This is a genomic window from Nonomuraea sp. NPDC049607 (genome assembly GCF_040675375.1).
Classification (GTDB): domain Bacteria; phylum Actinomycetota; class Actinomycetes; order Streptosporangiales; family Streptosporangiaceae; genus Nonomuraea.
The window spans coordinates 44,848-57,283 of sequence record NZ_JBFAOV010000003.1 but is presented as its reverse complement, the minus strand read 5'-3'; the positions used below and the strand labels follow the sequence as shown (position 1 = coordinate 57,283).

14 protein-coding genes are annotated in these 12,436 nt (G+C 71.9%); 3 read left to right on the top strand and 11 right to left on the bottom strand.

Annotation, left to right across the window (positions count from 1 at the left end; all coding sequences use genetic code 11):
• Positions 1-13: 13 nt before the first annotated feature.
• Positions 14-328 carry a co-chaperone GroES gene (groES, locus tag AB0J97_RS07560; RefSeq protein WP_226899011.1) on the bottom strand — a complete coding sequence of 105 codons (315 nt, stop codon included), beginning with the start codon at positions 326-328 and terminating at the stop codon, positions 14-16.
• Between the two features lie 171 nt (positions 329-499).
• Positions 500-1,354 (bottom strand): NAD-dependent epimerase/dehydratase family protein, encoded by an 855-nt coding sequence (locus AB0J97_RS07555; RefSeq protein WP_364085836.1) that lies wholly within the window; start codon positions 1,352-1,354, stop codon positions 500-502.
• A 104-nt stretch (positions 1,355-1,458) separates the two neighbouring features.
• On the opposite strand from AB0J97_RS07555, the gene AB0J97_RS07550 reads away from it, so the two are divergent.
• The 3 genes from AB0J97_RS07550 to AB0J97_RS07540 all read left to right on the top strand — a co-directional run bounded on the left by AB0J97_RS07550 (position 1,459) and on the right by AB0J97_RS07540 (position 5,181).
• Entirely contained in the window at positions 1,459-1,953 is a 495-nt protein-coding gene (locus AB0J97_RS07550) for a MarR family transcriptional regulator (protein ID WP_364085830.1), read from the top strand.
• A gap of 42 nt (positions 1,954-1,995) precedes the next feature.
• The gene (locus tag AB0J97_RS07545) at positions 1,996-3,177 is read left to right on the top strand and encodes a class I SAM-dependent methyltransferase (RefSeq protein WP_364085826.1); all 1,182 of its coding nucleotides are present in this window, start codon (positions 1,996-1,998) and stop codon (positions 3,175-3,177) included.
• Positions 3,178-3,372: 195 nt separating this feature from the next.
• Positions 3,373-5,181, top strand: a complete 1,809-nt coding sequence (locus AB0J97_RS07540) for a hypothetical protein (protein WP_357705880.1) — start codon at positions 3,373-3,375, stop codon at positions 5,179-5,181.
• Between the two features lie 61 nt (positions 5,182-5,242).
• Here AB0J97_RS07540 and tsaD read toward each other — a convergent pair whose 3' ends face one another.
• The 9 genes from tsaD to alr all read right to left on the bottom strand — a co-directional run bounded on the left by tsaD (position 5,243) and on the right by alr (position 12,429).
• Positions 5,243-6,274, bottom strand: a complete 1,032-nt coding sequence (tsaD, locus tag AB0J97_RS07535) for a tRNA (adenosine(37)-N6)-threonylcarbamoyltransferase complex transferase subunit TsaD (protein ID WP_352318676.1) — start codon at positions 6,272-6,274, stop codon at positions 5,243-5,245.
• Entirely contained in the window at positions 6,267-6,701 is a 435-nt protein-coding gene (gene rimI / locus AB0J97_RS07530) for a ribosomal protein S18-alanine N-acetyltransferase (protein ID WP_364086655.1), read from the bottom strand. The genes tsaD and rimI overlap by 8 nt, the downstream gene beginning before the upstream one ends.
• A gap of 11 nt (positions 6,702-6,712) precedes the next feature.
• The gene (gene tsaB / locus AB0J97_RS07525; protein WP_364085822.1) at positions 6,713-7,357 is read right to left on the bottom strand and encodes a tRNA (adenosine(37)-N6)-threonylcarbamoyltransferase complex dimerization subunit type 1 TsaB; all 645 of its coding nucleotides are present in this window, start codon (positions 7,355-7,357) and stop codon (positions 6,713-6,715) included.
• A gap of 27 nt (positions 7,358-7,384) precedes the next feature.
• Complete coding sequence (locus AB0J97_RS07520; RefSeq protein WP_364085818.1) at positions 7,385-8,338, bottom strand: aminoglycoside phosphotransferase family protein; 954 nt, start codon at positions 8,336-8,338, stop codon at positions 7,385-7,387.
• A 10-nt stretch (positions 8,339-8,348) separates the two neighbouring features.
• A complete protein-coding gene (locus AB0J97_RS07515) occupies positions 8,349-8,885 on the bottom strand; it encodes a class F sortase (protein ID WP_357705883.1) in 537 nt (178 codons plus the stop codon).
• Between the two features lie 3 nt (positions 8,886-8,888).
• Positions 8,889-9,581 (bottom strand): hypothetical protein, encoded by a 693-nt coding sequence (locus tag AB0J97_RS07510; protein ID WP_364085811.1) that lies wholly within the window; start codon positions 9,579-9,581, stop codon positions 8,889-8,891.
• A gap of 172 nt (positions 9,582-9,753) precedes the next feature.
• Positions 9,754-10,206 (bottom strand): tRNA (adenosine(37)-N6)-threonylcarbamoyltransferase complex ATPase subunit type 1 TsaE, encoded by a 453-nt coding sequence (tsaE, locus tag AB0J97_RS07505; RefSeq protein ID WP_352362852.1) that lies wholly within the window; start codon positions 10,204-10,206, stop codon positions 9,754-9,756.
• The gene (locus AB0J97_RS07500) at positions 10,206-11,261 is read right to left on the bottom strand and encodes an alpha/beta hydrolase (RefSeq protein WP_357705885.1); all 1,056 of its coding nucleotides are present in this window, start codon (positions 11,259-11,261) and stop codon (positions 10,206-10,208) included. The genes tsaE and AB0J97_RS07500 overlap by 1 nt, the downstream gene beginning before the upstream one ends.
• 19 nt (positions 11,262-11,280) lie before the next feature.
• Entirely contained in the window at positions 11,281-12,429 is a 1,149-nt protein-coding gene (gene alr / locus AB0J97_RS07495; protein ID WP_364086653.1) for an alanine racemase, read from the bottom strand.
• Between the last annotated feature and the right edge of the window lie 7 nt (positions 12,430-12,436).

Sequence of the window (12,436 nt, the reverse complement as noted above, 5' to 3'; positions counted from 1 at the left end):
CGACACAACCGGCCTACTTCTCGATGATCGCGAGAACGTCGCGGGCGGAGAGCACGAGGTACTCCTCGCCGCCGTACTTGACCTCGGTGCCGCCGTACTTGCTGTAGAGGACGACGTCGCCCTCGGAGACGTCGAGCGGAATGCGCTTGTCGCCGTCCTCATCCCAGTTGCCGGGGCCCACCGCGAGGACCTTGCCCTCCTGCGGCTTCTCCTTGGCGGTGTCCGGGATGACCAGACCGGAAGCGGTGGTCTGCTCTGCCTCAAGCGGCTGAACCACAATGCGGTCGCCGAGCGGCTTAACGGGAACCTTGGTGGCGGTCGTCACGATCGGACCTCCCCTTCAGATTTGAATGATCTAGAAGAGGCGACCAGCGGGGCCTGCCGTCGCGGGTGTCAGACCTGCCTCGTCGCACGTTGGCACTCTCAAGGTGAGAGTGCCAACAGGAAACATATGCAAGAGGGCCTTGACAGTCAACACGAACGCGTCTGCTCAGAGCGATCAGACGTAGGAGCCCTCCACCAGATCGGCGACGACACCGGGCCGGGAGGGGTTCCAGCCGAGCTCGGCGCGCGTGCGTGTCGCGCTGACGCGCTGGCCGAGCGCCAGGGCCTCGGCGAAGCCTTCCCCCAGCACCTGGGCCGCCTCGGCCACCGGCCAGGGCTCGGCCTGCGGCTTGACGCCCGCGGACCGGGCCGCCGCCTCGGCCACGTCGGCGACGGACACGGCCTCCTCGCTGATGCCGTGGTAGACGCGGGCGCCGCCCCTCTCCAGGACGGCGACGACGAGGTCGGCCAGGTCGTCGACGTGCACGAACGTCCAGGTGTGCGGCTCGCCGCCGGCGGTGACGTACACGCCGGCGCCGCGCTCGGCGGCCTGCGCGCGCATCAGGGCGGGGATGCCCCCGCCGCGCCCGTGGACGACGGCGGGCCGGATCACCGAGCCGCCGCCGTCGGTGACCAGCCGCTCGATCTCGTGCCGGTACGCCACGAGCGGAATCGGGTCGGCCGGGCTGTCCTCGTGCCCCTCGGCGGTGGCTCCCAGCACCCACACGCCGCTGGTGAAGACGACCTTCCGGCCCGACGCGACGAGCACGCCGATCGAGGCGAGGTCGGCCTCCTTGTCGCCGCCGAGCTGGGCGGCGACCACGATCGCGTCGATGTCCGGGGTGATCGCGGCGGCCAGCGCGGCGGTGTCGGCCAGGTCCCCGTAGCGCTCGTCCGCCACGCCCGGCACCCGCCTGGACCCGTCGGCGGCGGGCCGCACCAGGACGGCCACCTCGTGCCCCTGATCGGCCAGCCGCTCGACCACAGCGCCGCCGATGTAACCTGTCGCGCCCAGCACCAGCACCTTCATGATGAACCTACCTCGAACATTTCCATGTTGAACATTTCGACGTCGTGGACACTATCGCACGACCCCGAACATTTCAACGTCGAAGCTTTGGTAAGGTGATCCCCGTGGATGACGCGGTCGACGCGATACTCGGACAGTGGGCACGGACACGGCCCGACGTCGACGTGTCCCCGATGGGCGTGATCGGCCGGGTCTCACGGGCCTCGCGCCTGCTGGAGCGCGGCGTGAAGGACTTCTTCGCCGAGCACGGCCTGGAGGCGTGGGAGTTCGACATGCTGGCCACGCTGCTGCGCAGCGGCGCCGACGCCATGTGCATGAAGGACCTGTCCTCCTCCGCCATGGTCAGCCCCGGCGCGCTCACCAACCGGATGGACCACCTGGTCCGGCGCGGCCTCGTCCACCGCTGGCCCGCGCCGCACAACCGCCGCATGACGCTGGTCGCCCTCACCGACGAGGGCAGGAGGGTCGCCGACGAGATGCTCGTCCGGCACGCCGCCAACGAGGAGCGGCTGCTCGCCGGGCTGTCGGAGGAGGAGCGCGGAGCCCTGGCCGGGCTGCTGCGCACGCTCCTGGTGTCCCTGGGCGACACCACCCTGTGAGCCGTCCCGAGTTGTGAGCGACCCCGAGAGCGGAGTGCGTACATGGATCTCGACGCCTTCGGCGAACTGCTGACCCCGCACGGGCAGCGGGCGCTCGCCGAGGCCGCCGAGCTGACCGGGACCGATCCGGTGGCGGCGGCGACCAGGCTGCGCCGCACCTACGACGCGGCGCTCACCTCCGCCGCGCTCACGCAGGCGGCGCTGCGCGAGCGCGCCAGGGCGAAGTTCGGCGCGGACGCCGCGGTCATGTACTTCACCCCGCACGGCCTGGAACAGTCCACCCGCCGGGAGGTCGCCGACCACCGCGCCCGCCGTATGGGCGGCGCCCGGGTGATCGACGCCTGCTGCGGGATCGGCGGCGACCTCCTGGCGCTCGCCCGCGCCGGCTGCGAGGTCGACGCCGTCGACCTCGACCCGCTGACCGTCGCCGTGGCCACGGCCAACGCCGACGCGCTCGGGCTGGCCGACCGGGTGCGGGTGCGCGCGGGCGACGCGGCGCAGGTCCGGCCCGAGGAGTACGACGCGCTGTTCGCCGACCCGGCCCGCCGCAGCGGCAAGGGCCGGACGTTCGACCCGATGGCCTACTCGCCGCCCTGGCCGGTCGTGCTCGACCTGGTCGCGCGGGCCCCGCGGGCCTGCCTGAAGGTCGCCCCCGGCATCCCGTACGAGTTCATCCCCGACGGCGCCGAGGCCGAATGGGTCTCCTGGAAGGGCGAGGTCAAGGAGGCCACCCTCTGGACCGGCCCAGAGGACGGTCCGGCCGACGGCACCGACCTCGTCCGCCGCGCCACCCTCCTCCCCGGCGGGCACACCCTGACCGCCACCGGCGTGCAGGCCCCCGTCGGCCCCATGGGCCGCTACGTCTACGAGCCCGACGGCGCCGCGATCCGGGCCCACCTCGTGGGCGAGGTGGCCGAAATGATCGACGGACGCCTGGCCGACCCCATGATCGCCTACATCACCGCCGACGAGCCGAGACACACCCCCTGGGCCGCCGGATACGAGGTGGACGAGGTCATGCCGTTCTCGCTGAAAAAGCTCCGCGCGGCCCTGCGCGAACGCCGGATCGGCAATGTCACCATCAAGAAACGTGCGTCTGCGGTCGACATCGAACGCCTGCGAACCGATCTCCGACTTTCCGGCGAGAACTCGGTGCTCATTATCCTGACCCGCATTCTCGATAAGCCTTCGGTTATCATCTGCAACCCCATCTCACCTGCCTGAACAAACCAAAGCGGTCATTCTTCCGCTAAATACGATCTTTCACTGTGGCCCTGCCGGACCTTGATCGAAAGGCTAAGGTGGACGGGCGGGAGTTCTCCCCCTTATGCGGTAACCCGCGTACTCGCCTTTTCATCTGCAAACCGGACCTATCCCACCGCTGCGCGGCAGACCGTCGGCGAGCGAAGGAGCCTTTCGGTGGACCATTCCAACCACACCACCCTTCTGCAGGCAGGCGGCCAGTCCGCCATCTCCGAGAGGATGCGAGACCTCCTTGCGCGCGCCGCCCAGGACCATGTCTATGAGCAGCGCACCCAGGGAGCCGTGCTCGACGAGATCCGCCAGCGGCTGGAAGGCATGGAGTGGCTGCTGCGCGAGGTGCGCGAACGCGAGCTCGGCGGTCTGAGCGGCACCCTCGAATCGGTCAGCGGGCGGCTCGACGACATCACCGCCAAGCCGCCGATGTGGGCGGAGGGCCTGGCCCAGCACGTCGAGGCCGTGCGCGACCACGTCGACGCCGTCGGGGAGAAGATCGGCCATGTCGACGCCCGGGTCGCGCCGGTGGCCGAGCTGCCGAGCCTGTGGGCGGATCTGGGCACCGTGGGCGAGGCCGTCGACGAGGCGCTCAAACGCCTGCAGACGGTGCTCGACACCACCGACGGCATCACGCAGGGCATGACCGACTTCGCCGCCAAGCTGACGCAGCTCAACTCCAGCATGGAGGCGGCGGCCAGCCGCTTCACCCGGCTCGACAAGTCGGTGGCCGACCTGTCGGGCCGTACCGAACGGGTCGAGGGCGTGGTCGGCGAGCTGGCCGAGAGCGTCGCGGCCACGTCGCAGCAGGTGGCGGTCAAGATCGACGCGGCCGAGCAGCGGCTGACCGGCCGGCTCGACGACACCGACCTGCACATCGCCGCCCGCCTCGACGAGGCCGACAAGCGCCTGGCGGGCCGGCTCGACGAGACCGACGAGCGCCTGACCCACCGCCTGAACGAGCGGCTCGACCGCGCCGACGAGCGCCTGGCCGCCCAGCTCGACGAGGCCGACCAGCGGCTCACGGGCCGGCTGTCCGACGTCGAGCAGCGGCTCACCGCCCGCCTCGACGAGGCCGACCGACACCTCGCCGTCCAGCTCGGGGAGAGCGAGCTGCGGCTCAGCGGGCGGCTCGACGGCGTCGACTCCCGGCTCGACCGGGTCGAGGGCCGGCTCCTGGGGCTGGACACCCGGCTCACCGGGTTCGACGGGCGGCTGGAGTCGGCCGACGAGTGCCTGGCCGACATCGACACCAGGCTCGACGGCGTCGACGGCCGCATCAGCGGCGTCGACAAGCGCCTCACCTCGGTCGACGGCCAGCTCGGCGGCCTCGGCAAGCGCCTGGGCACCATCGACGGCCACCTGGTCCGCCACGACGACCGCTTCGACGCCCTCGACGGCCGCCTGGGCTCGCTCGACGAGCGCGCCTCGGGCACCGACCAGCGCCTCACCGAGACCGCCGTCCGCAGCGAGGGCCGCTTCAACAAGCTCGACAACCAGATGGAGTCGATCGACGAGCGGCTGGTCGAGGCCGAGGAGCACCTCATCACCCGCTTCGACACCCTCGACGGGCAGTTCAGCGGCCTCGACAGCCGGTTCAACGGCCTCGACACCCACCTCAACGGCCTGGCCGCCCGCGCCGATCAGGCCGGCGAGCACCTGGAGTCGGTCGACGACCGCATCCAGGCCATGAACCAGCAGGTCAGCCAGCTACCGGCCGCCCTGGCCATCCCCGAGCGAGTCGGCGAGCTGATCCAGTCGCAGGCCGGCGCGCAGGCCGACCGCCTGTCGGCCGCCGCCGACACGCTGACCGAGCTGGTGCGTTCCAGGCCCGACCGCGACGAGCTGAGCGAGACGGTCAGCGGCATCGTGCAGCCCGCCACCGACGACCTCACCAAGCGGCTGGCCGCGCTGGAGGAGACCATGCTGGTGCTGGCCGAGGCCCTGCTCCGGCCCACCAGGACGAAAGACTGAGGCCGCCCCGGCGGTGTGGCACACCCGCGCCGCACCGCCGGCCTTCCCGGCCCGCCAGGGCTCAGACGTGGACCGTCGTGATCGGCAGCGACGAGTCCGCCGGGATCTCCAGGGTCGAGGGCGTGACCCCCGCCGCCACCAGGTCGGACCCCAGAGCGGCGACCATGGCCCCGTTGTCGGTGCACAGCCCCGGCCGGGGCACCCGCAGCCGCACGCCCGCCGCGTCGCAGCGCTCCTGGGCCAGCGCCCGCAGCCGCGAGTTGGCCGCCACGCCGCCGCCGATCAGCAGGTCGTGCACGTCGTACTTCTTGCACGCCTGCAACGCCTTGCGGGTCAGCACGTCGACCACCGCCTCCTGGAAGGACGCGGCCACGTCGGGCACGTGGATCGACTGCCCGGACGCCTCGCGCGCCTCCACCCAGCGGGCGACGGCGGTCTTGAGCCCGGAGAAGGAGAAGTCGAGCGTGCCGTCGTCGATCTTGCCTCGCGGGAAGGTCACGGCGGTGCCCGAGCCCTCGCGGGCGGCCCTGTCGATGTGCGGGCCGCCGGGGAAGGGCAGCCCGAGCACCCGGGCCACCTTGTCGAACGCCTCGCCGGCCGCGTCGTCGACGGTCGAGCCGAGCGAGATGACGTCTTCGGCCACGTCTGGCACCAGCAGCAGCGAGGAGTGACCGCCCGAGACCAGCATGGCGATGCACGGCTTGGGCAGCGGGCCGTGTTCGAGCTGGTCGACGGCCACGTGGGCGGCCAGGTGGTTGACGCCGTAGAGCGGGACGCCCAGGCCCAGCGCGTACGACTTGGCGGCGGCCACGCCCACCAGCAGCGCACCGGCCAGGCCCGGCCCGGCGGTGACGGCGATGGCGTCGATGTCGGAGAACTTGAGCCCGGCCTCGGCCAGCGCCGCCTCAACGGTCGGCGTCATGGCCTCCAGGTGCGCGCGGGAGGCGACCTCGGGCACCACGCCGCCGTACCTGGCGTGCTCGTCCATGCTGGAGGCGATGGTGTTGGCGAGGAGCGTGTGGCCTCTGACGATGCCGATGCCGGTCTCGTCGCACGACGTCTCGATGCCCAGGACCAGGGGTGCGTCAGCCATCCAGCTTCCTTCTCATCATGATCGCGTCGGTGCCGTCGTCGTAGTAGCGGCGGCGGGTGCCGATCTCCTCGAACTCGAAATGCCGGTAGACGGCCTGGGCGCGCGGGTTGTCGGCGCGCACCTCCAGGAAGATCTCGCGCGCTCCCCTGCGCCGCGCCTCGGCCAGCAGCTCGGTCAGCATCGCGCTGCCGATGCCGGTGCCCTGGTGCTTCTCCAGCACGGCGATGGTCTGCACGTCGGCCTGGTCGGCCGCGACCGCGATGCCGCTGTAGGCGACGATCTCGTCATCATCGGCCAGGGCCACCAGGTAGTGGCGCGAACGCGGCATGTCGGCCAGCTCGCCGCGCATCATGCCCTCGCTCCACGCGTCGAGCGGGAACATGGCCCGCTCGATCGCCATGACCGCCGGCAGGTCGGCCTCGGTCATCGGCCGGAGTCTCACGCCGTCACCCTCTTGGGCGCGCCCGGCACCACGGCGTCGGGCCTGCGCAGGTAGATGGGCCGCGGCGGGTCGAGCGGCACGCCCGCGGCCAGCCGTTCGGCGGCCAGCGCGGCCAGCGCCCCCGCGTAGGGGTAGGGCGGGGCGTCATGGCCGCCCAGGACGTCGGGGTAGAGCGCGGCGCCGGCGCCCACCACCGGCAGGCCCTCGACGGGCACGTCGGCGGGCCGGTCGACGAACGGGCCGTCGATCCGGGTGCGCATGTCCTGGTAGCGCGCCCAGAACACCTCCTTGCGCCGGGCGTCGGTGGCGGCCAGGAACGGCTCGCCGAGCCCGCTGCCGTAGGCGACCGCGTCGAGGGTGCAGATGCCGTACGCGGGGACGGCGAGCGTCGTCGCGAGCCCCTGCGCGGTCATCAGACCGACGCGCAGGCCCGTGTAGGGCCCGGGGCCGCTGCCCGCGACGATGGCCGTCACGTCACGCAGGGCGGCGCCCGACTCGGTCAGCACGCGTTCGATGGTGGGGACGAGCAGCTCGCCGTGGCGGCGGGCGTCGATCGTCGTGGACTCGGCGAGCACCCGCTCACCGTCGTGGAGGGCGGCGGTGACGGCGGGCGTCGCGGTATCAAAGGCCAGGACCAGCACGACTGTTTAGCCTACCCGCCGGACGGGTCACACCCAGCCGGTACGCCGTTTCAGCCAGTCGAGGGCGACCACTCCCTGCGCCCGCTGGAACGCCCTGAGCGTGGGCAGCCCCGGCGGATCCGGCTGCCGGCCCTGCCGGACGAAGTAGCCGGTGATGGCCGCGATGACCGCGGTGACCGCCGGGTCGGGGTCGTCGAACAGCTCGTGCGGGGCGGGACCGCCCTGCATGCCGACCGACGGCAGCATGGCCACCTGGTCGTACCAGGGCGCGGCCAGGCAGGCCCACGGCCAGTCGACCACGTAGACGCGGTCGGGCGTGAGCAAGACGTTGTCGGCCCGCACGTCGGCGTGGACCAGAGTGTCGCCGGCCGCCGCCGTCGCCCAGCCGGACTCCAGCTCGGCCAGCTCGGCCAGGTGGCGCGCCGCCCACGGGTCGAGCCCGGCGGCGTCGTCGGCGGCGTCGTCGGCGGCGTCCTCGGCGAGGAGGGTGCGCCAGCCTCGGAAGGACTTGTCCATGACCTCCCCGATCGCGGGCGCCTCGATCGGCGACGGGGTGAGCGCGGCGGCCATCTCCTTCACGGCCGTGAGCACCCGGTCGAGCTCGTCGCGCCGCCAGGGCATCGCGGGGTGCACGGCCTCGACGTCCTCGAAGACCAGCGCCACCCAGCCCTCCAGCTCGAACGCCGTCAGCAGTTTCGGCGCGGGGACGGACTCGGGCAGCGCGGCGGCGTTCCTGAGCTCGGAGCGGTAGATGCGCACGCTGTCGGGGTTGGGCTCGGGGCCGACGGCCTTGACGAACACGCGCCGTCCGTCGCTCGTCCGCAGGCGCACGGCGGCCGCCGGGGAGAAGCCGCCCTCCTGGGTGACGGCCTCCACGACCTGGTCGCCGAGGAAGCCCTCGACCGCCTCGCGCACCAGCGGGTGGACCTCTTCCCAGGGCACACGGGAGCCGGACGCCGGCGGGTTGTTGTCTGTGCTCATACCTCCATGATCAAGCCTTGGAGGCGTAGACGATGATGTTGTCGACGTATTCGCCCTTGGCGGAGTCGAACTTGCCGCCGCAGGTCACCAGCTTGAGCCCGTCGTCGACGTACACGCGGCGGGCCGGGAAGCTGTCCTTGGAGACCTGCTCGATGGCGTCCACCTTGAAGCTGACGACCTTGCCGTCGCTGCGTTCCACCTTGACGGTCTCGCCCTTGCGCAACTGCCTGAGCTTGTAGAACACGGCGGGGGCGGTCTTGGTGTCGACATGGCCGATGATCACCGAGGCGCCCTTCTCGCCGGGCACCGCGCTGCCGCTGTACCAGCCGGCCACCTTCGGCTTCTCGTACGGCGGCAGCTCGACCTCGCCGTCCTTGCTCAGCCCGAGCTTCATCAGCGGGGCCTCAAGGTCGAGCGAGGGGATGTCGATGCTCTTGGGCACCACGCTCGCCGCGGGAGTGGAGGAGTTCTGCATGCTCTTGCCGAAGGCGACCAGCAGCAGGCCCGTGACGGCGCCCGCGAGCACCACCCGACCCGGACGTGCCATCCGTCAGGCCCGGCTGCGCCGCTTGGCCACCACGACCGCGCCTCCGACGAGGACCAGGGCGACCAGCGCGCCGGCCGGGCCCAGCGGGATCGAGGACTCGTCGTCGACGTCGCGGCCGAAGGTGCCGCCGCCGCCGGCCCTGGGCGCCTTGGTCGGCACGCCGGTCGGCTCGGCCTCGGCCCTGACCACCTTGATCGTGGCCTTGCCGACGTCGTTGGTGCCGTCGCACTTGACGTCGACGGTGTAGGAGCCGCGCTTGACCGTGCCCGAGACCGTCGCCTCACCCCGGACCCAGGGCGAGCCGTTGGCCGGGGTGCCGGACGCGGTCGGCGAGGCCGATCCGGCCGGCACGGGGTTGAGCGGGACGCCGTTGATGAACGCCTTCGAGGTCGCGGTGCCGGTGTGGGCCGGACCGCCGGAGGGCACCGGGCAGTTGGCCAGGATCCACACCTTGGACGTCTCGCCCGCGGTGACCCGGTCGGGGTTGAGCTGGACCGCGATGCTCGGCCGTTTGGCGGCCGGCGTGGCCGTCGCCGTGGTCGTCGCCGTCGTCGTCGCCGTCGTGGTGGCGGTGGTGGACGTGGTGGCTGTGGCCGTCGGTGTGGCTGTCGGTGTGGTCTCGGCCGAGGCCGCACAGCCGGTCAGCCCGACCACCATGATGGCACCCGCGTACGCGACTCGCCTGACCCTGAGCACCGCCGCACCCCACTTTGCCGTCTTGCACCCAGCATCCACCAAAAAAGTGGATGTCGCCCCTCCTGATACCCAGAAATTCTGGGCAAATCCCTGACCAACGATCATGATTTATGTCTTCGGACAGGTACGTCAAGGGTGCCAGCTTTGCCAGGAATTGACGGACGTTTTAGCCTTAGGCCGGATCAGACGGCGTGTCGGCCCACCGGTCGCCCACCCCGCGCAGGGTCACCAGGCGGGCGTCGTCGCCGGTCTCGCGGTCGATGTGGATCTCCAGCCGGTCTTCGGCCAGCCCCTCGACCAGGCCCTCGCCCCACTCGACCACGGTGACCGACTCCTCCAGCGAGGCGTCGAGGTCGAGGTCGTCGACCTCCAGGTCGCCGCCCAGCCGGTAGGCGTCGGCGTGCACCAGGGGCGGGCCCTGCCGCAGCGACGGGTGCACCCTGGCGATCACGAAGGTGGGCGAGGTGATCGGCCCGCGTACCTTGAGACCTTCGGCGATGCCCTGGACCAGCGTGGTCTTGCCCGCGCCGAGCGGGCCGGACAGCACGATCAGGTCTCCGGGCCGCAGGTGGGCCGCCAGGCGGGCGCCGTAGGCCCGCATGTCCTCCGCTGTCGCCAGTCGCACTACAACTCCACTCGCTTGATCAGGTCGCGCAGCGCGTCGTTGACGATCCCCGGGCGTTCCAGCTGGATCAGGTGGGAGGTGTCGGGGATCTCGGTGACCTGCGCCTTGGGCAGCGCCGCCGCGATGGCCCTGCTGTGGTCGGGCGGGGTCAGCCAGTCGCGCTCACCGTAGACGATGGCGGTCGGGACCGGGTCGAGGACGTGCAGCGCGGACAGCTTGTCGTGGTTCATCAGGGCCGGGTAGAAGGCGGCGAACACCTCGGTGGGGGTCTGCCTGATCATCGACTCGGCGAAGTCGACCACGGTCGGGCTCACGTTCGCGGAGTCGCCGAAGCCCATGTAGCGGGTGATCAGGAAGGCGATGTCGCTGCCCGCGTGCCGGGTCTTGTCGACCAGCGAGCCCTTCCTGCCGAGCAGCGACACCGTGGACGGCGCCACCTTGTGCACGGCCTTGGACACCATCGCCGGCAGCCCCAGCGTCAGCTCGGCCAGCTTGCCCGCCGAGGTCGCGATGAGCGCGGCCGCCCGGATCTTCCCGCCGAACAGCTCAGGGTGGCTGTCGGCCAGCGCCATGATCGTCATGCCGCCCATCGAGTGGCCGACCACCACGCACGGGCCGGGCACGAACTCCTCGATCACCTCGGCGAGGTCCTGGCCCAGCCGGTCGATCGTGCTGTCGTCGGCCGTGCCGCGCTGCGAACGGCCGTGGGAGCGGATGTCCCACAACACCAGACGGTAGTTCTCGCGCAGGTCCTTGCGCTGGTAGTGCCACGATTCGAGGTTGAGGCAGTAGCCGTGGCACATCACGATCGTCAGCGGCGCGTCCTCGGGGCCGTCGATCTCGACGTGCAGCGCCACCCCGTCGGAGGTGACGAGCGTGCGCTCCCTGCCGCGCAGCTCGCCGAACGGCTCGCTGGCCTCCTCGTCGTGCCGCAGCCTGATCCGGCCGACCGCGTAGCGCTTGGCCAGCGCCGCCGCCGCGACACCGGCCGACGCCGCTCCGACGATCGCGCCGGCGATCCCGACCCTGCGCCGCCGTGTTGTCGTCGTCGTCATGTCCCCGATCCTTCTCCGCTCATGGCCGCTCCGGAGTGCTCGTCGTCACATGCTGGTGGACCCGTGGCACCCGGGAACCGATCCTGGTCACGATCTCATGCGTGATCGTGCCGAGGGTATCCGCCCATTCCTGGGCGGTCGGCTCGCCCCCGTCGCCGGGACCGAACAGCACGACCTCGTCGCCCGGCGACAAGGGGTCGTCGCCGACGTCGATCACGAACTGGTCCATGCACACCCGGCCCGCCACCGTCCGGCGGCGCCCGCCCGCCAGCACCTCGGCTCTTCCCGTCGCGTGCCGGAGTATGCCGTCGGCGTAGCCGAGCGGCACGAGGCCGAGGGTGGTCTCGCGGTCGGTGACATAGAGGTGGCCGTAGGAGACCCCCGATTCCTCCGGGACCCGCTTGACGAGCGCGATCCTGGCCGTCAGGGTCATGGCCGGACGCAGCCCGAAGTCGCCCAGCTCCGGCACGGGGCTCAGGCCGTACATGGCGATGCCCGGCCTGACCAGGTCGAAGCGGGCGGCGGGCAGGGTCAGGACGGCGGCCGAGTTGGACAGGTGCCTGATCACCGACGACCCGGCGGCCCCCGCCTGCTCGGCCAGCTTCAGCGCGCTCTCGTACGCCTCCACCTGCTGACCGACCGACGGATGGCCGGGGACGTCGGCGCAGGCGAAGTGGGACCACAGGCCGACGATCTCGACGACGCCCTCGGCCCGCAGCTCCAGCGCCCTGCTCAGCAGGCCCGGCCAGGTGGCCAGGGGCGCGCCGCCCCTGCACATGCCGGTGTCGGCCTCCAGGTGGACCTTGGCCGGGCGGCCCGCACGGCGGGCGGCGGCGGCGATCTCGCCGAGCACGCCCTCGTGGGCCGCCGACAGCTCGATGTCCTCCGCGACGGCCCGGTCGAGGGGCTCGCCGGGGGTGATCAGCCAGGCCAGGACGGGCGCGGTGACGCCGCCTTCGCGCAGCGCCAGCGCCTCGGCGACGAACGCCGTGCCCAGCCTGGACGCGCCGCCCTCAAGGACGGCCCTGGCCGAGGGCACCAGCCCGTGGCCGTAGGCGTCGGCCTTGACGGCCCCCATCAGCTCGGCGCCGCCCGCCCGCTCCTTCAGCAGGGCCACGTTGTGCCTGATCGCGGACAGGTCGACCCGCGCCTCGGCGGGGGTGGCCATCGAGGAG